Genomic DNA, 21,745 nt, shown 5'->3' with positions numbered 1-21,745 from the left:
TGGTGGTTTTTTCGTGCTGTTTAGACCCTGTAACTGACTCACCGAGCTACAGCCAAAAGTTGGGGTAACGTCGTTTGTTATCCATATTATTGACTAGCAGTGCTACCAATACAATGATAACGGCTCCTATTAATACAGGGGTGACCAAGAAGGACCAGCTGCTTCCCGCCATAATGACAACAAGCGGATTCGCACCGGCAGGCGGGTGAGTTGTTCTTGTCAGCATCATCAATGCTATTGCCAGTCCGACTCCGAGCGCCATACTTATCGTTCCGTTGCCAAATACGTGATATACGCATAACCCCGCTAAAGCAGATATCAGATGTCCGCCGATTATATTGCGCGGCTGCGACAAGGGAGAATCCCATACCCCGAAAGCTAGCACGCAGCTTGCACCAAATGGAGCCATAATCCATGCTTCTGATGTAAAACCCGTCAAAAAAGCCAGTATTGCAATGGCGGTAAAACCGCCGATAAAACCGATTGCCATATTTTTGGGCGATACTTTTAATGGACTCCTGCCGCTTCCTTTCATTTTTGAAATATATCCAATAATAGTAAGATCTATTTTCATGCCGATACCTCCTAAATTAATAAATAACTAGTAATATAGTTATATAATAAACGTAGACAGACAAATTAGTCAATAGAAATTAATAGTTATAAGTAATTATCATTTTACAACGGACACCCATATTGCTATGTAAATAGACCTTTTTTTATATATATGAATAATCTGTGAAAACCTGATACATGTACATAATTTATGCTCATCAATGGCATTCTAACTAAAATCCAAATCATGGATAAGGAGGACAACATGGAACGTCATCAGAAGCATGAAAAGAATCTAATCATACTGTGCGCGGTCATTGCGGTCATTTTGTTATTATCCTTGTCACGGCATTTATTTATTTAAGATCATGCAGTTAGCTGCATGTAGAAAGGAGAAATGAAATCATGTTTGAATATGATCCGGTCATATACAGCCGCGCTCTGATGACACTAACTTTTGTGTTTCATATCATATTTGCCACCGTCGGTGTGGGAGTACCCGTTATGATAGCCTTGGCAGAATGGACCGGCATTCGTCGAAATGACCCTCATTACACATTGATGGCGCGAAGATGGACTCGGGGCTATGTTATTTCTGTGGCCGTAGGAGTTGTTACCGGTACAGCACTCGGATTGCAAATCAACCTGCTCTGGCCCAATTTCATGCGTATTGCCGGGCAGGCCATTGGACTGCCTATGTTTTTGGAGATATTTGCCTTTTTCTTCGAAGCGATATTTCTGGGCATCTATATGTATACATGGGGACGTTTTAAACCTATCGTTCATTTTTTGTTCATCATCCCAGTGGTTATTGGAGCCTCCGCTTCCGCGCTTTTTATTACGTTGGTCAACTCTTTTATGAATGCGCCGCAGGGGTTTGAATTTGTTAACGGGATAATCGGTAATGTTGAGCCTCTTTCTATTATGTTTAATCCAGCTAGTTCTACAAAAGTGTCGCATGTATTAGTTTCGGCCTACCTAACCTCGGCTTTTATTTTGGCGGCTATCGCTGCTTATGCCCTGCTGAGAGGTAAAAATCACATTTATTATAAGAAAGCGCTGAAGATGACCTTATTTGCTGCATTGGTATTCGCCTTTTCAACCTTCTTGATTGGAGACTTGTCCGGAAAATATTTATCGAAATACCAGCCGGAAAAGCTTGCTGCCGGGGAATGGCATTTTGATACGTCGAGACAAGCCCCTCTTATTGTAGGAGGGATTTTAACGGATAATAATGAAATCAAATATGCTTTAAAATTACCTTTTGCTCTAAGTGTATTGGCCCATGGAAATCCTAACGCGGAAGTGCTGGGCTTGAATGATTTTCCCGCGGATGAAATTCCGCCGCTCTGGATTCACTATACATTCGATGCAATGGTTGTTATCGGTATGTACCTGACCCTTATTCCTTTATTGTTTCTTCTTGTGTACCTGCTCCGGAAAGGGAACCCTTACAGCAAGCTCATGCTTTGGGCCATTGTTGTTGGCGGTCCGCTGGCTATGTTTGCTATTGAATATGGATGGATTTACGCGGAGGTTGGCAGACAACCGTGGATTTTGCGGGGATACATGAAAACACCTGAGGGGGCTACTACCTCAGAACATGTTGATGTTCTCTTTTATGTATTCGTAGTGCTGTATGCGGTCTTAGGAATAACGTGTATACGGGTGATAACAAAAATGTTTAAAAGCAACCCTACTGAAGACGAACTCGAGGCAATCGAATCGGAAGGTGGCTTCAAATGAATATAGAGGTAATGGGGATAGCGGTCCTATGGACTTTTCTATATGGGTACCTGATCGTGGCATCTATCGATTTTGGAGCCGGTTTTTTCAGCTACTACAGTTATAGAACGGGAAAAGAGCATCTTGTCCAAAATATGATTAAGCGCTATTTATCCCCGGTTTGGGAGGTGACCAATGTTTTTCTTATCTTTTTTATAGTGGGCATAGTCGGCTTTTTTCCGGATACCGCTTATTACTATGGAACGGCATTATTGCTCCCCGGAAGCGTTGCGATCCTATTGCTCGCTATACGCGGATCATATTATGCGTTCAGCACATATGGGGCCAGAAGCAGCAAAGTATATATTTTTTTGTATGGCGCAACAGGGCTGCTTATCCCGGCTTCACTGTCAACGGTGCTAACCATTTCCGAAGGAGGGTTTATTGAGATAATTGGCGGAAAAGTCGTGTTTCTATATGAAAGGCTGTTTGTCAGTCCTTATTCCTGGTCAGTTGTTTTGTTGGCTATCGTCAGCGTCCTTTATATCTCTGCTATGTTCCTTACCTTCTATGCCGCCAAAGCGAGAGACAATCCCGCGCTTGAAATCGTACGGAAGTGGGCGCTGACTTGGAGTGGCCCGACCATCATTTGCAGCGTAATCGTATTTTATGCGATTGATCTGCATAATCCGGACCATTTTCAAAAGATGCTGGAGCACTCCTGGATGTTTGTCCTTTCATTTGTCTTTTTTCTAGGCGCGGTCTATTTGGTTTGGCGTAAAAAATATTACGGGTTGTCATTTATTTTCGTGATGTGTCAATTTGCATTTGCATTTTATGGATATGGGGCGGCGCATATTCCCTATTTACTATATCCCTATCTTACGATGTATGAGCATTTTACGAACCGGACTATGGGTATTTCAATGATTGTTGCATTTATTGCAGGATTGCTGCTGCTAGTCCCATCCCTCGTCCTGTTAATGAGGTTGTTTCTGTTCAACGCAAAATATGTTCAAGGAAGGTAGTATTCGGAAGGGGCTAGAACATGGATTTCTTATTTATTTCGGTATTGCCGCCAATCGTTGTATTAGCTTCTCTCGCTGTTGTTTTTGCTTGGGGGGCATTCGGTAAAGAAAGAGACTGACTTGCATGTGCGTATGATTCGAATATGCTATAATTTTCGAATAATACGGGAGGAGGCACGTAAGTTGAACTCTAAAAAACGGGCTGCCGAGAAGGCTGTCGAATACATACAGGATGGTATGATTGTTGGGCTCGGAACAGGCTCTACAGCTTATTATGCGATTGAGAAAATTGGCGAAAGGGCTCGTTCGGGACTCCGAATAAAAGCGGTAGCAAGCTCCAAACGGTCGGAAGAGCTGGCAAAGCAATTCGGAGTAGCACTTGTACCAATCGAAGAGATTGATTCTATCGATATTACGATCGATGGAGCGGATGAAGTCGACAACAATAACAATTTGATTAAGGGCGGTGGTGGCGCGCTTCTCAGGGAGAAAATACTCGCGTCCCACAGCAAAAGGTTTGTTGTCATTATCGACGAGTCGAAGCTAGTGGGAAAGTTGGGAAGGTTCCCCGTACCCGTCGAAATCGTTCCTTTCGCCTCCAACCTAACGCTGAGACATTTGCGCGCATTGGATTGTGAACCGAGGATCAGGCGGGATGCAGAAAACGTCTATATAACGGACAATGGCAATATGATTGCCGATTGTTTTTTCGATATCATCGAAGATCCTGAAATATTGAGTGCTCGAATGAACTCTATTCCCGGTGTAGTCGAGAACGGTTTATTTTCGCATACGATGGTGCATGCCGTCATTATCGGTACAGAAAACGATACCGTTAAAATAAAGAAATAAGAGAGAGTGAAGTCAGGAAAGTGTAAAAGGGTAAAGCTTGCCGTCCAAGCAAAAGGATGCTTTGCCTGATTCTTCAGACACGATAAGGATTAATGCATCTGTACGCTCCGACATTCCAATCGCTGCGCGGTGGCGGGTACCCATCTTTTCATTGCCGTATGATTTTTCGGTAAGGGGGAGAATATTAGCTGCAGACACGATAATATCGTGATGAATCAAAACTGCGCCATCGTGTAAGGGGCTTCCGGTAACAAAGATGGATTCCACCAGTGAACTGGAGATTTCCGCCGAAAGAGGAATGCCCGGGGTAATCCATTTATCTATAGGATCTTCTCTTTGAATGACGATGAGAGCTCCTTGCCGTTTTAGACTCAGATGGCTTATGGCTTGAGAGATCTCATTATATTTATTCGTGTAAGGAGCCAAAAAACAGCTTAAATAATAAGTCGAGGCCAGCGTGCCGGTATTTGAAAACGTTTTAGCTATGCTTTCGATTTCATTAAGAAGGCAAGTATTTTCATTATCGAGGGTGGATATGATCTGATCAATGTTTTCGGAGATGGTTATTAACTGCTCTTTTAGTTTTAGTCTTAAAGGCGAGAAGTCACACTCCGTATGTTCCATCTGTTCAATCTCCTCCTCCGTAAGTAACAAAATAGGGTTGCTTCACAGTCGTTCAAACGGTGAAACAACCTTGATTGTATTCCCATAGACGCGAGCCAAACTCATTGTTATTAATCATCACCCAAAGTATTATTTCGTCCTGGAAGAAATCTATGCATAATTATGCTTTGCTTTTGAGAAGCGAATCGAGCGACCATAAATAACTTCTGCTTAAAACAAGATAAAGGGCGATAGCAAGCAGAGAGAGGTCGAACTCGTATCCGGCCATTTGGCCATTCCCCATAAAGCCTACTCCAAGCTTGACTTTAAGCGTCGCAATCAGAAGAATAATGGCCAGAAGAGCAGATACCAATCTTGTACAGATACCCATAATGAGAGCTAAACCGCCAACTAATTCAACAGTGGCTACTGCATATGCTAAAAATCCCGGAATTTCGATACTTTGAAACCATCCGGAAATATTAAACTTGTTGAGCATTATTCATTTCATTTTTGCCTCCTTTCAAATGGTTTGTATATGCATCATATTATTAACTCACTTTTGTAAAGTAAATAAAAAATAGTAATTAATTGACCTCAATTAGTTTCTTTATCCTGAAGTCTCTGAATAAAACAAGGCACAGCTATTCATAATATCCTTATCTTGTTAGTTATGCACTCTTGCGGAGGTCTGAAATGAATCAGCTTAAAGATATTCAAGAATTAAAAAAACAAGCAGGCTTATCCAGCGATTTCATTACGACTACGATTACATTAGCAAATCAAAAATTATTTCTTTCGTATTATAAAACCTTGATCGATGAAAAGTGGCTTCAGGATCATTTCATTCATGCTTTGCAAAACCGAAATACTGAAATTGAATTAAAAAATGTGGAGGACATTCGAGCTTGGATACCGATTCAAGATGCCCAAATTACATCGGAAATAAAAGATATTCAGTTTAAATTGATGAAGGGCCATGCCATCATTCAAATAAATGAGAATGATAGAGAATGTATGTTATTAAATTTAGCAAGCCAGATCGGTGTGCGAAATGATAATACTACCGAAAATGAGTTTAGTGTTGTCGGACCCAAAATCGGGTTTGTTGAAAATATCGATACAAATATCCATTTATTAAGATGCCAGCTTAATATTCCAAGCCTCATTGTCAAAGAAATGACGATTGGGACGGTGTCTAAAACAAAAGTCGTCATTATATATATTGATGGAGTTACGAACGAGGAGAACATTCGAAATGTTGAGCAAAGATTAAGTGATATTGATTTCGATGTCTTATTTGATTCTTCTATTTTAGATCAATTGATTTCAGACAACTCCTTTACGCCTTTTCCGTTGTTTGTCAGCACAGAACGAAGAGATCGCGTTGCTTATGCGTTAATTAGCGGCCAAGTAGCGATCATCAGCGACGGTTCACCCTATTTTGTAACGGGTCCGTCTACGTTGTTTGATTTTTTTATTTCGCCTGAAGATTATTACTTGCCTTGGATACTCGGTTCTTTCTTTCGTTTAATACGAATCTTCGGCGTTATATTTTCGGTATATGCGACCTCGATTTATGTCGCGCTAACGACTTTCCATTATGAGATGATTCCAAAAGATTTATTGGGCCCCCTCATTTTCTCTAGAAATAACGTGCCTTTCCCTCCTGTTCTTGAAGTGCTTTTTTTGGAAATAACAATTGAATTTCTCCGGGAAGCGGGGGCTAGATTGCCGACGAAGATCGGGCAGACTTTAGGCATCGTTGGAGGTATTGTCATCGGTCAGGCTGCAGTTGAGGCTGCTTTGACAAGCAACATCTTAATCATAACGGTAGCTTTATCGGCGTTGGCGTCTTTTGCCACCCCGATTTATAAGATGTCGAATACAATAAGGTTTTTAAGGTTCCCTATGATCGTAATGGCAGCTTTTTGGGGGAATCTAGGAATTATTTTCGGAACATGCTTTATTTTGATCCATATTACACGTTTGAAATCTTTGGGACATCCATACACGGTGCCTTTTTATCCCTTGAGGATCAAAGATCTTAAAGATAGCTTTATTCGTTCTTCGTATGAGCTTACAAACACTAGACAGGGTTATTTAAGGCCGATTTCCTTAATCAGGTATTCTCCAAAGAAAAATAAAAAGACGAGTGGTTTTGAAGAGGAAGAATGAAAGGAATAAGGAGTTAGCGTATGAAGCTGTTGAAGACCATTATACTTATTGTAATTAGCTGTAATTTAACCGCTTGTACCAATCAAAAAATTGTCGATGACATAAAAATCATCCAAACGATTGGTTATGACCTAGAAGGAAATAATGTGAAAAGTACCGTGCTTTATCCTTCTTTTGAGAAAAAAGGAGAAACAAATGTACAGCTGTTAGACACGAAATCCAACTCCTATTACGATATTATGCCCAGACTGAATACGAAAACGAACACTCCTATCGAATACGGTCAGTTAGGGATGGTCTTGTTTGGAAAAAGCTTTTCCGAAAAAGGCATTGAGGCAGTCATCCACAGCATTTGCCGCGATGCTCAAGTAGGCAGCAGGGTACAGCTTGGAGTAGCGGAAAAAGAGGCTGCGGAAATATTGCAAATGTCCATGAAGTTCCATGTTCCATATTATATAGCAGGCATGATTAATCAAAACATCGATAATGGGAATTTGCCGGAGGTGAACCTTCAAACCTTTTTATTTGATTTTTATGGTGAAGGACAGGATCCTTTTTTACCATATATGATCACTGAACGCGGAAAAATAAAAATTGGCGGTTTAGTTTTATTTAAGCATGATAAGTACAAAACGAATATCAGTATAAAAAAAGCTTTCATCCTCAAAATGCTTATAGAGAACTCAAAGAATGGAAGTTACTTATTGCCTCTAAAGGAACCGAGAAATCAAAACGAAGATTATATTCTAATGAACAGCGTCAATTCCCGAACTACCTACAAAGTAAATGAAATTTATCCGGTTCCTTCCATTGCAATTAGCCTAAAGCTGGAAGCGCAAGTCAAAGACGTTCCCGATCATATTGATTTGCTCCGTGAAGAACAATTGCGCAAGCTTGAAAAAGAGATGGAAGCTCATTTTGTCCAAGAAATCCAGGATTTTATAACATTATGCAAGAACAACATGGTTGACCCTATAGGCTTTGGCGACTTGTTAAGGAGCAAATCAAAAGTCTGGAGTGAACAAAGCTTCGAGAGCATTTATCCGAAATTAAAAACGAGTGTAAGTGTACATATAGAGATTATACAAACTGGTGTTGGAGAGTGAGGTCGACAAAAGGGGGTGTATCGTGAATGAAAAATCAAAAAAGTGAAAAAAGCTTGATATCTCCTTTTTTCGTTTTCTTTCTCATCCAGGGCAATATGATTGGAGTCGGCATCCTCAATTTTCAACGTTCATTAATTGATCATGCGGGATATAATGCATGGATTTCAGTTATCGTCGGAGGGGTAACCATTCATATTATCTTATGGATGATCTACCGAATGTTTTCGTCCGACCAAGAAATTTTGGATTTAACATTAATTAATAAGCTATGCTTTGGCAAGGCTTTGGGTCTTTTATTTAATTTGGCAAACGTCTTGTATTTTTATTTAGCAGGATTTATTGTATTCAGGGTATTTATCGAAGTGATTCAGATCTGGATGTTTCCGGTTATGAATATATATCCGATTTGCATCATATTCATCGTTATTATTTACTATACATTAGCCGGAGGTCTTCGAACCTTAGCTGGAATTAGCTTTTGGGGGAGTATTCTTCCTTATATGATTGTTTTTCCATTGTTCTTTTTCGTATTAAAATATTTGCATCCGATCAACTTATTGCCCCTGTTCAATCACACCTTTAAAGAAATTGCTTTGTCTACAAAAAGCATGGTATTTCAATTTTTAGGCGTTGAATGTTTGTTTATGGTGTACCCCTTTGTCAAGACACCGGATAAATCTGCAAAATGGGGGCATGCAGCTGTTTTTTTTGTTACATTCATATATCTAATTATTACGTTAATCACCTTCATGTATTATACTGAGGGACAGCTTAAGCATATTATTTGGCCGACCCTAACAATGTTGAAGATTATAGAAATACCAATCATTCAGCGTTTGGAATATATAGTTGTTGCGCTATGGTTCCTTAAAGTATTAGTGAGTGTTTCAATATCCTTATGGGTCGCAGGCAGGGTGCTGAGAACGACTTTACATACTAAACTACGGTGGAGCCTGTTAATGTTTCTGGCTGGATTTCTAATTTTGTTTATTTTCTTTAATGACCGCGGCAGCGTAAGACGTCTGTCTGAGTTATACGGGAACATCGGATTTTATTATATTTATCTCTATATCCCCTTGCTTTTTCTGATTACTTTATTTAAGAAAAAACGAAAAAGCGCCGTATAGGGAATGTATACTTATGCTTCTTAGCTTAATGGAACTGAACCTTAGAGACCTCTTGGGTTCTTTTTTTTGTAGTTTAACGATCAATATCATATTCCACGATAAATCAATCTAATATGCGTATTAATATATTAAAAAATCAGTATAAATCAAATTTCGCTTTACTAATTGCGTTATATGACACGCTATATTATATTTATGATGTACTAAATAAGGGTTCGATAGGAGAGTGGCATTTGTGGAACAAACCTTTATCATGATTAAACCGGATGGCGTCAAGAGGAACCTAATTGGAGATATTGTGTCCCGATTCGAGCATAAGGGCTTTCGGTTGATTGATGCCAAATTGTTAAACGTATCGCGCGAGACAGCGGAACTTCACTACTGTGATTTAAGGGAAAAGCCTTTTTTCGGAGAATTGGTCGCATTCATAATTTCGGGGCCGGTATTTGCGATGGTTTGGGAAGGGGAGCATGCCGTCAAAAATGCGCGTGCGTTAATCGGCGCGACTAATCCGGTTGAGGCTTCTGCAGGAACAATCCGTGGTGATTATGCACTGGATGTATCGAGCAACATCATCCATGGATCGGATTCGCTCGAAAATGCAGATAGAGAAATTGGTTTGTTTTTTAAAGGGCAGGCAGCTTTTTCTTATTGATTATTGGAGATTGGCGAAACGGATCAAATGTCCATGGATAGGTGTACGCGGACATGGAATCCTTTATTTTTCCGTTTTGCCCTCTTTTGATGTACTTGCGGATATGGAATTCGTTATTTGCCGTAAAACAGTTATTTTTAGAATAACGAATCCTATGTCCGCATCCGCATAAGCATGACCTAATTCAATAAAAGGTTCATAGGAGTCTGATGCATTTGCGGCCTCCAAAAGAAGTAAAAGTCGTCCATTTGACGTCTTTTTTTGTTAAATGACTTGTAACCCTTTTCATTTTTTATTAATAATGTGATTGCAATTCACCCTTCAAAAACATTGAATATTCAGAAAATTATGATTTCAATTTAGGAAAAAAGTGGTACAATTGTAAATGGCGTTATTTATATTACAAAACGATTATAAAGAGGAGGAAAGTTGATGGGAAATGTAAGAAAATGGGCAACATCTTTTTTGGTTCTAATGCTTATTGGACTAGTCATTGCAGGGTGCACAAATTCGGAGAAAACGCCCGACACGGAGCCTACAGTAACGCCAGAGTCAACGGCCGGGACCGGCACGGAGAACGATACGGATGAAAACAAGCCGGTTGACGGAGGAACGCTGACCGTGGGTACCTTCTCTGACATTGTTACGGTGAATCCTATATTTGTGCAGGATACCTCGTCCGGCGATGCAGTCACTTTGTTGTATGCCTATCTTTATGATCTTGACCGGTCGGGCAACGTCACCGTAGAACCATGGTCGCTTGCGGCTGAGAAACCGCAAATCAGCGCAGACGGCAAAACCTATACCGTTAAATTGAAAAATACGGCCAAATGGAGCGACGGCCAGCCAGTTACCGCCGATGACCTGATCTTCACCTTCGACACGATACGTAATCCCGATGTCGGATCACCTGGCATCAGCCAGTTCGACAAAGTGGATTCGATTGAGAAAGTCGATGACCATACCGTAAATATTAAGTTAAAACAGGTGTACGCACCTTTTCAATATTCGCTGTTTTCCCAGCTTGTTCCAGCCCATGTGCTGAAGGATGTACCTGCTGCGGAGCTGCAAAAGCACCCTTACGGCACAGACCCTGCTAAAACCGTTACCAACGGTGCATGGAAATGGAGCGAGTGGAAGCAGACACAATACTTATCTTTCGAAGCGGATCCAAACTACTGGGGACAAAAACCGCATATCCAGAAAGTCATCTACAAAATTTACGCTGACCAGAATACAGAGGTTCAAGCGCTTATAAAAGGCGACATTGACATGGTTCAAGCCATACCTGTTACGCAAGTGGATGCGGTTAAAGGACAGAGTAATCTACGCGTCATTCTGGAACCGGGACCGCAATATGAATATTTGGGATTTAACTTTGACCCTAAAAACTTCAAGGATAACTTTGTTCCATTCGGTACTCAGAAGACGAGACAAGCTATCGCCTATGCGCTAAACCGTCAAGGCATGGTCGATAACGTGCTGAAAGGAACCGGACTATTAATGAATGCGCCGTTCCTGCCGAACTCGTGGGCAAATCCGGGTGATGCGGCGGTGAATTACAACTATGATAAGGAGCAAGCCAAAAAGCTGCTTGCCGAGGATGGATGGGTAGCCGGCGACGATGGAATTCTTGTCAAAGACGGTCACCGCTTCTCGTTTGAACTGCAGTACAATGCGGGGAATAGCCGCCGGGAACAAGTATCGGCAGTCATTCAACAGAATCTGAAAGATGTCGGTATCGAAGTAATGCCGAAGGGAATTGACTTTGCCGCTTGGGTCGACCAGAATCTTACTCCGGGCAAATACAATGCCATTCTCCTGTCATGGTCGCTTTCTAATCCTGATCCGGATGCGGAGAGTATCTTCTCGTCCAAGTACTTCCCGCCGACCGGTCAAAACTCCGGCTGGTATAAAAATGAGAAGCTGGATGAGTTGTGGGTTAAAGGATACTCGACTGTAGACCAGAATGAGCGGAAAGAAATTTACAAGGAAGTGGGTAAAGAAATTTCCACGGATCTGCCTTATATCTTTATGTACCAATACGGACTGCCGCAAGGCATTAATGCAAAAGTCCAGTATGCGGAAGAGCACAGACCGGAGCCGACTCTCGCTTACGGGTATTTATACAATATTATTAACTGGTGGATTAAAGGTTAATAAACGGATAGGCTATCGCAAAACCGCTAAGGGAAGGGGTTCTTATTCCTTTCCCTTAAGGTTTAGGAGGAAGATGAATGACTGAATATCTGATCCGACGCATTTTGCAATCCGTGCTGGTGCTTTTTCTTATCACATTGGTTACATTCGCATTAATTCATGCAGCGCCCGGCGGGCCTGCTCAAATTTTTCTTTCCCCCAACATGTCCCAGGAAGCAGCGAAGGTGCAGATGCACAATTTAGGCTTGGATAAGCCGGTTTATATCCAATATATCCGGTGGATCGGTGATCTCCTTCAAGGCGATCTTGGCTATACGTTTAAAAATCATATCCCCGTAGGGGACATCTTATGGCCGACGGTTAAGAATACAATCGTGCTTATGAGCGCAGCCTGGTTTCTCGCGATGCTGATTGCAATTCCATGGGGCATATACAACAGTACCGCCGAATACGGCCTATCCGACCAGACGGCTTCTATTATTTCGTATATCGGATTCGCCATGCCGACTTTTTGGTTTGGTATCATTTTGCAAGAAATATTTGCCTTAAAGCTGGATTGGCTGCCGCTGTCCGATATGTGGACAATGGGTAAGGAAGGGCAGCCTTCAGATTTATTGTTACATTTAGTACTTCCTGTAACCGTATTAACGCTTGGATTCCTGGCTGCTTATGTAAAATATTCCCGTTCCAGCATGCTTGAAGTGCTGCACCAGGATTATATTCGCACAGCCAGAGCCAAAGGAGTGCAGGAGAGGAGAGTCGTTTTCCGTCATGCTTTGCGGAACGCGCTCATTCCGATCATTACCATTCTCGGATTGGATTTGCCGATGCTTGTGGCAGGCGCCGCCCTGACGGAAAATGTGTTTAACTGGCCGGGAATGGGACGTCTATTCGTTAATATGGCGCTGGCCCGGGAATATTCGGTACTGATGGCCATCACCTTAATCGTCGCGGTTATGGTCATTATCGGAAATCTGATTGCCGATCTTCTCTATGCGCTGGTCGACCCGCGTGTCCAATTGGGACGGAAGGGAGGTAGAGCGGCATGAGCGGAGCAAAGCTGGAAGCTGCAGGCAAGCCGGACCTCCCCCGGTCCAATCCAAAGCCGCCCGGTCCTTGGCGGGCTGTATGGCATAAATTCATCCGTAATCCGTACGCTTTGACCGGACTCTGCATCTTGCTTTTCTTTATTATCACAGCCGTTTTTGCCCGTTGGCTGGCGCCTTATAATCCATCTCAAATCGATCTGCTGTACGCAAACCTGCCGGCCGGTACCGATAACCATCTGCTGGGTACGGATGAATTGGGACGGGATATTTTCTCCCGTTTATTGTACAGCAGCCAAATTTCACTTCTCGTAGGCTTTAGCGTTGCAATCGTATCCGTTGTCATTGGCACTTTAATCGGGGCTTTATCCGGGTATTTCGGAGGTTGGTTGGACACCTGCTTTATGCGTCTTGTAGACGTTATGAATTCCATACCGCTGTTGTTTCTCAACATTCTTATATTGGCTATCTTTGGCTCCAAATTCAGTTATATGATATTGGTTCTTGCCTTTACCAGCTGGATGGGGGTGGCCCGCCTCGTACGGGGCACGTTCCTGCAGCTTAGAGAAATGCAGTACGTGGAAGCGGCAAAGGCGATAGGCGTATCCGACTGGTCGATTATATTTAAGCATCTTCTCCGCAATGCCAGCTTTCCGATTATCGTTAACGCGACGTTAATGGTGGGAGGGGCTATCCTTAGCGAATCAGCGCTTTCTTATCTCGGCTTGGGAGTGCAGTCTCCGGCCACAAGCTGGGGATTAATGCTGACCAATGCGCAGGAATTTATGTTAGTCGATCCGATTCAAGCGCTTTATCCGGGCTTATGCATTTTAATTGTCGTACTCGCCGTAAACTTCATCGGCGATGGCATTAGAGACGCTCTTGATCCGCGCAAAAAAATAAAAATTCCCCGGAGGAGGCTTAATCAATGGCGGAAAGACTACTCGAAATTCGGAACTTAACTGCCGGCTTCCTATCTGAACAAGGAATCGTGAAAGCGACTGACCGGGTAACGCTTTCGTTAGACAAAGGGCAAACGCTTTGCCTGGTGGGCGAATCCGGGAGCGGCAAGAGCGTTACGTCTCTCGCAGTCATGCGACTGCTCGAATTCGCTGGCGGCATTATTCTTGACGGGAGCATCCGGTTTCACGGAGAAGATTTAATGAAGAAGAACCAGGATGAGCTGACACGAATTCGCGGCAATAAATTGGCGATGATCTTTCAAGACCCTATGTCCGCTCTCAATCCCGTCTTCACGATCGGGGATCAAATTGCGGAAAGCCTGCAGCTGCACCAGAAGAAGAAAAAGAAGGAGGCATGGAGCAAAGCGGTGGATTTGCTTCGACTGGTCGGTATACCCGCACCTGAGACAAGAGCTAGGCAGTACCCCCATGAATTGTCGGGCGGCATGTGCCAACGGGTCGTTATTGCCATCGCGCTTGCCTGCAACCCGGAGCTTCTTATTGCCGACGAACCGACAACGGCGCTTGATGTTACGGTTCAAGCGCAAATATTGGATCTCCTCCAGCGATTAAAACAGGAGTTCGGCATGTCCATTCTGCTCATAACCCATGACATGGGCGTTGCCGCCGAGATGGCTGACCGAATTGCCGTCATGTATGCTGGAATCATTGCGGAGGAAGGAACCGTTGCGGAAATTTTCGATAATCCCAGCCATCCTTATACAATAGGATTGCTTAAGTCTATCCCTGGATTTGAAGGGGAGCGGGGAGAAGAATTGTATACGATCAAGGGTACCATTCCCAGCATTAATCAACTGCCGGACGGGTGCCGCTTCCATCCCCGCTGCCCGCACGTCATGTCAAGATGCCGGGAGGAGGAGCCTCCGCTGCTTGCGATAAACGCAGATCATCATGCCGCATGCTGGCTGCACGAAGAGACCGCCGCAGCCGGTCAGCGGGTCGGTGTCAGCGCTTGGAAAGCGAAGCAAAGCAGAACGGAGGTGAAACGCGCATGAGCGCCCCCTATTTGCTTGAGATAAGAAACGTTAAGAAGTATTTTCCGATTCAAATGGGCCTGCTGGGTAGGGTGGTCGGTCATGTAAAGGCGATTGACGGCCTATCACTTGGCATTCGCAAAGGAGAAACGTTCGGATTGGTCGGGGAATCCGGATGCGGCAAATCGACGTTAGGAAGAGTCATACTTAAGCTGCAGCAAGCAACAGAGGGCGACGTTCTGTTCGAGGAACGGAATGTTGGACAGCTGAAGCCGAATGAGCTCAGGCGATTGCGCCAGGAGATGCAAATTATATTCCAAGATCCGTTCGGCTCCTTGAATCCCAGGTTTCTGGTCAAAGATATTATCGGCGAGCCGATTCGTGTACACCTTAGGGCATCGGCGAAGGAATTGGACAAGCGGGTTGTCGAGCTTATGGAGCTTGTCGGATTGGACGCTTCGCGGCGCAACCGGTATCCGCATGAGTTTTCCGGCGGACAGCGGCAGCGGATCGGCATTGCCAGGGCGATCGCGTTGAACCCTAAATTTATTGTTGCAGACGAGGCAGTTTCAGCTCTTGACGTTTCTGTTCAGTCGCAGGTATTGAATTTGCTGGTGAAGCTGCAGAAGGAGCTGGGGCTGACCTACTTATTCATCGCACATGGGTTGAATGTAGTACGGCATATCTCTGATCGCGTAGGCGTAATGTATTTAGGCAAATTGGTCGAGGTAGCAGACACGGAAGCTTTATTTGCCGCACCCATGCATCCTTACACGGCAGCTCTGCTTTCCGCTATACCGAGGCCTACCCCTCATAATAAGCAGGAACGAATCATTTTGCAGGGTGACGTACCGTCACCGGCGAATCCGCCGTCCGGCTGCCGCTTTCACCCGCGTTGTCCCATTGCCAGAGACAAATGCCGCCAGGAGGAGCCGCTTTTGCTCCCGCTATCCGAGGGTAGACAGGTGGCTTGCCATTATCCGCTGGTCTAGATAACAGGATAATTACAATTGTCCGTTCAACCATTGTACCGACAAACTTATAACGGCAACGGTAAACCAAACCATCAAGCCGAAAAGAATAGGACGAAACCCTGTTTTCAACATCGTGCGAAAATCGGAGCTTAGTCCTATACCTGTTAACGCCATGACAATCATGAATTTCGCCGCGAGACCGGTAAAAGCGATTACCGTATTATCGAAAAAGCCAAGCGTATTGAGCAATGAAGCGCATAGGAACCAAAGGATGAACCAAGGAAACAGCTTTAACGGATTAAAAGCTTCCGATGTAATGCTGATTTGTTCCCGTTTTTTCTTTTTCAAGACGTAGAACGACAGCAATAATGTAATTGGAATAATAAAGGTCGTTCTTACCAGCTTAACGACCGTTGCATAATCGCCGGCAGCTTGACTATAGATATATCCGGTTGCGACAACGGAAGAGGTATCGTTAATTGCTGAGCCGGCCCAAAGTCCAAATCCCCTGTCTGTTAAGCCGAGTTGATGACCCAGATAGGGAAACAGAAGCGTTGCCGCGATATTGAATAAAAAGATTGTCGTTATCGCATATGCGATATCGGCTTCCTCAGCCTCGATAATTGGAGAAACTGCGGCAATCGCGGAGCCGCCGCATATTCCCGTACCGGCGCCGATCAACACGGTAAGTCTTGAAGGTATGCGGAGTAACCTGCCGAATACAAAAGCCGCTATAAAAGCAGCGGTCATACTTGACAGCAGTACCGCCAACGATTCCAAGCCCGTTTCCCATACCCGGTTTAAATTTAACCCGCATCCAACTGCAATAATGGCCCACTGCAATATTTTTTTGGAGCTAAATTGAACGCCATGCAGCGCGCGTCTCGGTTTGCCGATTGTATTGTTAATTAGGATGCCGAACAAAAGACCGAATACCGGACCTCCGATTAAGGGCAGAAAAGTGCCAAGCCCGGTCGAAATAATGGAGATGACAAGTATAAGTGCGAGTCCTGGTCCGAACTTGTTGAGCCATGCCATGATGGGTACTCCTCTCACCAGCACCGTACGAAGTTTACGGACGAAATTTTTTCTTTTTGCGAAGCCAATAATAGAGAAAAATCGCTCCGAGGACACCTACTCCAATAACCCAATAGCTGCCCACAGCCTTGGCCACAAAACCAGAGCAGGCTATGATTGCGGGAGGCAATAGCTTAATGGCGAGGGAAAATGGTTTAGTATCGTCAATATGGGTTAAGGCGCTGATTAATTCACCGCTGTCAATTAAATTAGCTCCGCAATTTTTACAGAGATAAGTATTTGGAAGTACCTGATAACCGCATTGCGGGCATGATTGTGACATTAATCTTCACCTGCCTTCTGAACAATTTGACTCACGTAATTGTATCGGGATGGAAACGATAATGTCAAACTTATGGTTAAATGGTCTCAGCACTTCGATATTTAAATGTATCAAAAAAATAGCCTGCCGCCTTCAAGGCGCGCAGGCTATTTAGTTAAAGAAAGCTATACGTTCTTTATACGCAGTCTAATTACGTTCCATGAAGCTTTGGTAAGCATAGCCTTTACATGACCGCCGTCTACTTTTGCGGTACCCCGGTTATGAGGGACGACATTAGCCGGATTCGATTTTGTATTGACCGCTTTAATATCCTCATTCTCCAATACGACGTGCTCCATAACGCTAATATCACCGAAGCTGCGGACATCAACATCAAGCTCCAGCATCTCCGACAAATGCCGGTTTACAGCAAATATCGTTACTTCACCCTGTTCTTCATTGTAAACGCTGATTGCCTCCAAATAAGGAACATCCGTGAAATCTTTTGAGTCGTATTTAGGTGAAGAGATAATTGGCTGAAGCACCGTTCCTCTGCCGTAAAGTGAGGCATGAAGGTACGGATAATAAGTGGTTTGCAGCCACAATGGGCCTCCGTTTTCCGTCATGATCGGTGCAATGACATTAATCAATTGGGCGATGCAAGCCATTTTTACACGGTCGGCATGCTTAAGCAGTGTAATCAGGAAGCAGCCTACCGCAAGAGCATCTTCCATTGTATAGGTGTCTTCGAATTCCGGCGGCGCTACCTGCCAGCGCTCTTCAGCACGGCTTGATCCGATGGAATTCCAAACATTCCATTCATCTAATGAGAGCATCAGCTTTTTCTTGCTCCGTTTTTTCGCCTTCACGTAATCGCAAATAGCCGACACGCTTTGAATGAATTGATCCATATCGAGCGACCGGGCCAAGAAATTCGAGGAATCGTTCTCATTATTGTTGTAATAGGTATGTAAGGATAAAAAATCCACTTGATCGTAGGTGAGATCCAGCACAGTAGCTTCCCATTCGGCAAAAGTATCCATGCCGCTGGATGAGCTGCCGCACGCTACAAGCTCGATAGTCGGATCGACCCAGCGCATCGCTTTGGCAGTTTCATTCGCCAGTCTGCCGTATTCGACAGCGGTTTTTGCTCCGATCTGCCATGGTCCGTCCATTTCATTCCCCAGGCACCACGTTTTGAAACGATGAGGCTCTTTATAGCCATGAGATATTCGCAGATCGCTCCAGTATGAACCCGACGGATGGTTGCAATATTCGACAAGATTTCTAGCCGCGTCAATTCCGCGGGTACCCAAATTGACGGCCATCATAACTTCCGAACCTACAAGCTTAGCCCAGTCGGCGAATTCATTCGTTCCCACTTCATTCGTTTCCGTTGTCCACCACGCAAGCTCAAGAAGGCGTCTCCGGTCTGCCTTTGGGCCAACGCCATCCTCCCAGTTATAGCCGGATACAAAATTCCCGCCCGGATAGCGAATGATTGGCACGTTCAGGGCACGAATAGCATCCAACGCGTCACGGCGGAAGCCGTTTTCATCTGCAGTCGGATGGTTCGGCTCATAAATACCGCCATATACCGCTCGTCCCAAGTGCTCAATAAATGATCCGTATAGCCGGGGATCTACAGCCGAAATCGTGAAATTCTTGTCAATAAGCATAGTGGATTTAATAGACATCGATCAGGGGCCTCCAGTTTGAATTAATGAATTAATTAATTCTTAAGTATTGAATTCCTATATAAAATTTATCATAATAGATAAATACAATCAATATGCGGATTCAAATAAATAAGAATTAACTAAAAAACTAATTCTAAGAATGGATGTGTAATAGTGAATTTGACAACTGACTCTGAATCGCTCCGGGTTTACGAAGCGTTGGCGAGCGAGGCCCGCTTGCAGATTATTGACTTATTGGATATGAAAGAAATGCATATTAAAGAACTGGCTTCTGCGCTCTATCTGAGCAGCGCAATTGTCAGTACACACGTTAACAAGCTGCAAAAAGCAGGGCTCGTAAGCTGCAGAATGAAACGGATCAACGGAGGAACCTACAAGTTTTGCACGCTGTCTGCAGACTTTCTGCAAATCAGATTATCCAAATCTGCTCATGCGACTAGAAAGGTCGTGGAGGTTGCCGTGCCTGTCGGTCATTACACCGACTTCGAGGCTTTCCCTACATGTGGAATTGCAACAGTAGAGAAGATGATCGGTCATTACGATAATCCTACCTATTTTTTAGATCCAGAGCGTGTCCATGCAGGTATTTTATGGTTTGCTAGAGGATTTGTTGAATATAAAGTTCCAAACTATCTATTCAAAGATCAAATCGTACAAGAAATTGAAATCTCGATGGAAATTGGCTCTGAGGCTCCGCATATTAATGAAAACTGGCCTTCAGATATCCGGTTTACGATCAATGGGACAGTTGTTGGAGAATGGACGAGCCCAGGCGATTTCGGTCAAATGAGAGGTCGATTGATGCCTGAATGGTGGCATGATGACGTCAATCAATACGGTTTAATGAAGGTACTAAGAATAAATGCAAATGGTACCTATATAGATGGTCAGCAAATATCTGACGTAACGATCAAGGATGTACAATGGGAAAGTAAACAGTGGACATTGCGAATAAGTGCTGAAGAGACATCCCGCGGACGGGGAGGCTTAACCTTATTCGGAAAGGGATTCGGGAATTACGATCAGGACATCGTCATTCGCAGTTATTACATTAGTTAGAGCTCATTACAAGAAGATCGCCAACTACCTGTCCAATCAGGTGGATAGGCGATCTTCTTTTTTTTTCAGCATATTAATATCCCGCATAGGTCTTGATGTTCTTTCATAGTTGTAAGAGAGTGATTCATTCCGCTCTTTTGTAAATCGTTACCGTCGCACATTTCGGACATCGTTTACTGCCATTCATAACCAAATAGTTCTTAAAGCTGTGTCCGTTCAAGCAGTGATATTTTTTTCTGGAAAACCAAAAAAATTTCATACGAATCACCCTCTCTTTTGTAGTACTAATTAAAAGGTACCATATGGGTTCTGAATATGTTGTCGAATGATGTAGGTCGAAAATGATAATAAAAGAAGTTTAGAAATAAAGAGATAACCTATTTTTATTCCCTTCCGTTTGTCGATAAATAATTGTTTTGTTACTCCAGCTTATGACAAACATCGTAACTATCATCTGGTACTATTTTTTTGTGTTTCTCTTTTGGCTTAGGAGCAAACTACAATTACTAGAGGAGATGATCCGTATCATTCAGAAGAAATGTATTGCAATGCTGCTCGCAGGCGGAGAAGGAAAACGGCTTGCTCCGCTTACCAAGAAGCTCGCTAAGCCGGCGGTGCCATTTGGAGGACAATACCGAATTATCGACTTTCCGATCAGCAATTGCGTTAATTCAGGAATCGATACGATAGGGGTGTTGACCCAGTATAAGGCAGAGTCCTTGCATTCCCATATCAGTGACGGGGGTTATTGCTCGAAAAACAAAGAGACCGAGATCGCCCTGCTTGCGGCCGACCGTCAGGTTAATGGCTTGTATACGGGAACGGCTGATGCCATTTACAAGAATTTAGATTACATACAGCAGCAAAATCCGGAGCACGTGCTACTGCTCTCCGGCGATCACATTTACCAGATGGATTACAACGCCATGATTAAATTCCATGAGGAATGCGGATCGGAAGCAACGATCGCGGTTAAGCGTGTACCTTGGAAGGACGCGCATCAATTCGGCATTATGAATGTGGACGATACGTACAAAGTGACAAATTTTCTCGAGAAACCGGCTAAACCTGAAAGTAATCTGGCTTCTATGGGGATTTACTTGTTCCGGTGGTCGTTCCTGAAGCGCTATCTGCTTCAGGATGCTCAGAACGAATTATCCTCCCATGACTTCGGCAAGGATATCATCCCAAAGATGCTTGCGTCGGACTCTGATCTGTATGCTTATCCGTTTCAAGGCTACTGGCGCGATGTGGGCACGGTGGAGAGCCTTTGGGAGGCTCACATGGAGGTGCTCGACGGTGATATCGTTCTCGATGTTGAACAGTGGCCGATGTATACTAACGAACGCCTGCAGCCCCTAACAACGAATCTATACCCTGCTGCAGAATTCCATAAGTCGATGATTCATCCAAATAGTGTGATTGAAGGAAATGTAAGACGATCCGTCGTATTTAACGGCGTACAAATCGGCGACGGATGCGAAATCCAAGAAAGCGTCATTATGCCGGACGTAATCATCGGAAGCAATGTTCAAATTTATAAAGCAATTATAGGTGAAGGCAGTGTAATCGAAGACGGGGCGGTAATCGGGCAACAGGACGGTGACATTACTGTAATCGGAACGGGTGAATTCATTTCTGCTAAGCCTTCAAAAGCTTCTGAAATCATTAGCGTCTAAAA

21 protein-coding genes are annotated in these 21,745 nt (G+C 43.8%); 15 read left to right on the top strand and 6 right to left on the bottom strand.

Annotation, left to right across the window (positions count from 1 at the left end):
* Nucleotides 1-46 precede the first annotated feature (46 nt).
* Nucleotides 47-574 (bottom strand): HPP family protein, encoded by a 528-nt coding sequence (locus tag DFP97_RS07535; RefSeq protein ID WP_114379386.1) that lies wholly within the window; start codon nucleotides 572-574, stop codon nucleotides 47-49.
* Nucleotides 575-960: 386 nt separating this feature from the next.
* Between DFP97_RS07535 and DFP97_RS07530 the strand changes: the two genes are divergently transcribed.
* The 4 genes from DFP97_RS07530 (at nucleotide 961) to rpiA (ending at nucleotide 4,160) form a co-directional block, all read left to right on the top strand.
* The gene (locus DFP97_RS07530) at nucleotides 961-2,301 is read left to right on the top strand and encodes a cytochrome ubiquinol oxidase subunit I (RefSeq protein ID WP_114379385.1); all 1,341 of its coding nucleotides are present in this window, start codon (nucleotides 961-963) and stop codon (nucleotides 2,299-2,301) included.
* Complete coding sequence (locus tag DFP97_RS07525; protein ID WP_114379384.1) at nucleotides 2,298-3,308, top strand: cytochrome d ubiquinol oxidase subunit II; 1,011 nt, start codon at nucleotides 2,298-2,300, stop codon at nucleotides 3,306-3,308. The genes DFP97_RS07530 and DFP97_RS07525 overlap by 4 nt, the downstream gene beginning before the upstream one ends.
* Before the next feature lie 20 nt (nucleotides 3,309-3,328).
* Entirely contained in the window at nucleotides 3,329-3,427 is a 99-nt protein-coding gene (cydS, locus tag DFP97_RS32230) for a cytochrome bd oxidase small subunit CydS family protein (RefSeq protein WP_425453500.1), read from the top strand.
* A 64-nt stretch (nucleotides 3,428-3,491) separates the two neighbouring features.
* A complete protein-coding gene (gene rpiA / locus DFP97_RS07520; RefSeq protein ID WP_114379383.1) occupies nucleotides 3,492-4,160 on the top strand; it encodes a ribose-5-phosphate isomerase RpiA in 669 nt (222 codons plus the stop codon).
* 12 nt (nucleotides 4,161-4,172) lie between these two features.
* Here the strand turns inward: rpiA and cdaS are convergent, their stop codons facing one another.
* Nucleotides 4,173-4,784, bottom strand: coding sequence for a sporulation-specific diadenylate cyclase CdaS (cdaS, locus tag DFP97_RS07515; protein ID WP_114379382.1), 612 nt, complete (start codon nucleotides 4,782-4,784; stop codon nucleotides 4,173-4,175).
* Between the two features lie 160 nt (nucleotides 4,785-4,944).
* Complete coding sequence (locus DFP97_RS07510; protein WP_114379381.1) at nucleotides 4,945-5,262, bottom strand: DoxX family protein; 318 nt, start codon at nucleotides 5,260-5,262, stop codon at nucleotides 4,945-4,947.
* A 197-nt stretch (nucleotides 5,263-5,459) separates the two neighbouring features.
* Between DFP97_RS07510 and DFP97_RS07505 the strand changes: the two genes are divergently transcribed.
* The 9 genes from DFP97_RS07505 to DFP97_RS07465 all read left to right on the top strand — a co-directional run bounded on the left by DFP97_RS07505 (nucleotide 5,460) and on the right by DFP97_RS07465 (nucleotide 15,984).
* Complete coding sequence (locus DFP97_RS07505) at nucleotides 5,460-6,941, top strand: spore germination protein (RefSeq protein WP_114379380.1); 1,482 nt, start codon at nucleotides 5,460-5,462, stop codon at nucleotides 6,939-6,941.
* A 20-nt stretch (nucleotides 6,942-6,961) separates the two neighbouring features.
* On the top strand, nucleotides 6,962-8,047 hold the full coding sequence (locus DFP97_RS07500; RefSeq protein WP_114379379.1) for a Ger(x)C family spore germination protein: 1,086 nt from the start codon (nucleotides 6,962-6,964) through the stop codon (nucleotides 8,045-8,047).
* A 26-nt stretch (nucleotides 8,048-8,073) separates the two neighbouring features.
* Nucleotides 8,074-9,174, top strand: coding sequence for a GerAB/ArcD/ProY family transporter (locus tag DFP97_RS07495; protein ID WP_114379378.1), 1,101 nt, complete (start codon nucleotides 8,074-8,076; stop codon nucleotides 9,172-9,174).
* Between the two features lie 235 nt (nucleotides 9,175-9,409).
* Complete coding sequence (gene ndk, locus DFP97_RS07490) at nucleotides 9,410-9,829, top strand: nucleoside-diphosphate kinase (protein ID WP_114379377.1); 420 nt, start codon at nucleotides 9,410-9,412, stop codon at nucleotides 9,827-9,829.
* A 432-nt stretch (nucleotides 9,830-10,261) separates the two neighbouring features.
* Complete coding sequence (locus DFP97_RS07485; RefSeq protein WP_114379376.1) at nucleotides 10,262-11,989, top strand: peptide-binding protein; 1,728 nt, start codon at nucleotides 10,262-10,264, stop codon at nucleotides 11,987-11,989.
* A 77-nt stretch (nucleotides 11,990-12,066) separates the two neighbouring features.
* A complete protein-coding gene (locus DFP97_RS07480; RefSeq protein ID WP_114379375.1) occupies nucleotides 12,067-13,038 on the top strand; it encodes an ABC transporter permease in 972 nt (323 codons plus the stop codon).
* Nucleotides 13,035-13,997: an ABC transporter permease gene (locus DFP97_RS07475; RefSeq protein WP_114379374.1), complete on the top strand. Its 963-nt coding sequence runs from the start codon at nucleotides 13,035-13,037 to the stop codon at nucleotides 13,995-13,997. Before DFP97_RS07480 ends, DFP97_RS07475 begins: the two co-directional genes overlap by 4 nt.
* The gene (locus DFP97_RS07470) at nucleotides 13,964-15,013 is read left to right on the top strand and encodes an ABC transporter ATP-binding protein (RefSeq protein WP_114379373.1); all 1,050 of its coding nucleotides are present in this window, start codon (nucleotides 13,964-13,966) and stop codon (nucleotides 15,011-15,013) included. The genes DFP97_RS07475 and DFP97_RS07470 overlap by 34 nt, the downstream gene beginning before the upstream one ends.
* Nucleotides 15,010-15,984: an ABC transporter ATP-binding protein gene (locus DFP97_RS07465; RefSeq protein WP_114379372.1), complete on the top strand. Its 975-nt coding sequence runs from the start codon at nucleotides 15,010-15,012 to the stop codon at nucleotides 15,982-15,984. Before DFP97_RS07470 ends, DFP97_RS07465 begins: the two co-directional genes overlap by 4 nt.
* Nucleotides 15,985-15,996: 12 nt before the next feature.
* Here DFP97_RS07465 and DFP97_RS07460 read toward each other — a convergent pair whose 3' ends face one another.
* From DFP97_RS07460 to arfA, 3 genes are all read right to left on the bottom strand, one after another.
* Nucleotides 15,997-17,004 carry a YeiH family protein gene (locus DFP97_RS07460; RefSeq protein ID WP_114379371.1) on the bottom strand — a complete coding sequence of 336 codons (1,008 nt, stop codon included), beginning with the start codon at nucleotides 17,002-17,004 and terminating at the stop codon, nucleotides 15,997-15,999.
* Nucleotides 17,005-17,038: 34 nt separating this feature from the next.
* On the bottom strand, nucleotides 17,039-17,326 hold the full coding sequence (locus DFP97_RS07455; RefSeq protein ID WP_114379370.1) for a hypothetical protein: 288 nt from the start codon (nucleotides 17,324-17,326) through the stop codon (nucleotides 17,039-17,041).
* Nucleotides 17,327-17,490: 164 nt separating this feature from the next.
* Nucleotides 17,491-19,002: an arabinosylfuranosidase ArfA gene (gene arfA / locus DFP97_RS07450; RefSeq protein ID WP_114379369.1), complete on the bottom strand. Its 1,512-nt coding sequence runs from the start codon at nucleotides 19,000-19,002 to the stop codon at nucleotides 17,491-17,493.
* Nucleotides 19,003-19,158: 156 nt separating this feature from the next.
* Here arfA and DFP97_RS07445 point away from each other — a divergent pair, with 156 nt between their 5' ends.
* A complete protein-coding gene (locus DFP97_RS07445) occupies nucleotides 19,159-20,064 on the top strand; it encodes an ArsR/SmtB family transcription factor (protein ID WP_114379368.1) in 906 nt (301 codons plus the stop codon).
* Nucleotides 20,065-20,579: 515 nt separating this feature from the next.
* Nucleotides 20,580-21,743, top strand: coding sequence for a glucose-1-phosphate adenylyltransferase (locus DFP97_RS07440; protein WP_281270948.1), 1,164 nt, complete (start codon nucleotides 20,580-20,582; stop codon nucleotides 21,741-21,743).
* The last annotated feature ends 2 nt before the right edge of the window (nucleotides 21,744-21,745 follow it).

Origin of the sequence: Paenibacillus prosopidis (genome assembly GCF_003337375.1) — a bacterium.
Classification (GTDB): Bacteria; Bacillota; Bacilli; order Paenibacillales; family Paenibacillaceae; genus Pristimantibacillus; species Pristimantibacillus prosopidis.
This window is presented reverse-complemented; position numbering and strand designations above follow the sequence as displayed.

Excerpts from the sequence above, each read along its gene's own strand:
- DFP97_RS07530 (WP_114379385.1), top strand. The coding sequence starts at position 961 with ATGTTTGAATATGATCCGGTCATATACAGCCGCGCTCTGATGACACTA.
- DFP97_RS07525 (WP_114379384.1), top strand. The coding sequence starts at position 2,298 with ATGAATATAGAGGTAATGGGGATAGCGGTCCTATGGACTTTTCTATAT.
- DFP97_RS07510 (WP_114379381.1), bottom strand. The coding sequence starts at position 5,262 with ATGCTCAACAAGTTTAATATTTCCGGATGGTTTCAAAGTATCGAAATT.
- DFP97_RS07460 (WP_114379371.1), bottom strand. The coding sequence starts at position 17,004 with ATGGCATGGCTCAACAAGTTCGGACCAGGACTCGCACTTATACTTGTC.
- arfA (WP_114379369.1), bottom strand. The coding sequence starts at position 19,002 with ATGTCTATTAAATCCACTATGCTTATTGACAAGAATTTCACGATTTCG.
- DFP97_RS07495 (WP_114379378.1), top strand. The coding sequence starts at position 8,074 with ATGAAAAATCAAAAAAGTGAAAAAAGCTTGATATCTCCTTTTTTCGTT.
- DFP97_RS07440 (WP_281270948.1), top strand. The coding sequence starts at position 20,580 with ATGATCCGTATCATTCAGAAGAAATGTATTGCAATGCTGCTCGCAGGC.
- DFP97_RS07505 (WP_114379380.1), top strand. The coding sequence starts at position 5,460 with ATGAATCAGCTTAAAGATATTCAAGAATTAAAAAAACAAGCAGGCTTA.
- DFP97_RS07535 (WP_114379386.1), bottom strand. The coding sequence starts at position 574 with ATGAAAATAGATCTTACTATTATTGGATATATTTCAAAAATGAAAGGA.
- DFP97_RS07465 (WP_114379372.1), top strand. The coding sequence starts at position 15,010 with ATGAGCGCCCCCTATTTGCTTGAGATAAGAAACGTTAAGAAGTATTTT.
- DFP97_RS07500 (WP_114379379.1), top strand. The coding sequence starts at position 6,962 with ATGAAGCTGTTGAAGACCATTATACTTATTGTAATTAGCTGTAATTTA.
- DFP97_RS07485 (WP_114379376.1), top strand. The coding sequence starts at position 10,262 with ATGGGAAATGTAAGAAAATGGGCAACATCTTTTTTGGTTCTAATGCTT.
- cydS (WP_425453500.1), top strand. The coding sequence starts at position 3,329 with ATGGATTTCTTATTTATTTCGGTATTGCCGCCAATCGTTGTATTAGCT.
- DFP97_RS07470 (WP_114379373.1), top strand. The coding sequence starts at position 13,964 with ATGGCGGAAAGACTACTCGAAATTCGGAACTTAACTGCCGGCTTCCTA.
- DFP97_RS07475 (WP_114379374.1), top strand. The coding sequence starts at position 13,035 with ATGAGCGGAGCAAAGCTGGAAGCTGCAGGCAAGCCGGACCTCCCCCGG.
- DFP97_RS07455 (WP_114379370.1), bottom strand. The coding sequence starts at position 17,326 with ATGTCACAATCATGCCCGCAATGCGGTTATCAGGTACTTCCAAATACT.
- cdaS (WP_114379382.1), bottom strand. The coding sequence starts at position 4,784 with ATGGAACATACGGAGTGTGACTTCTCGCCTTTAAGACTAAAACTAAAA.
- DFP97_RS07480 (WP_114379375.1), top strand. The coding sequence starts at position 12,067 with ATGACTGAATATCTGATCCGACGCATTTTGCAATCCGTGCTGGTGCTT.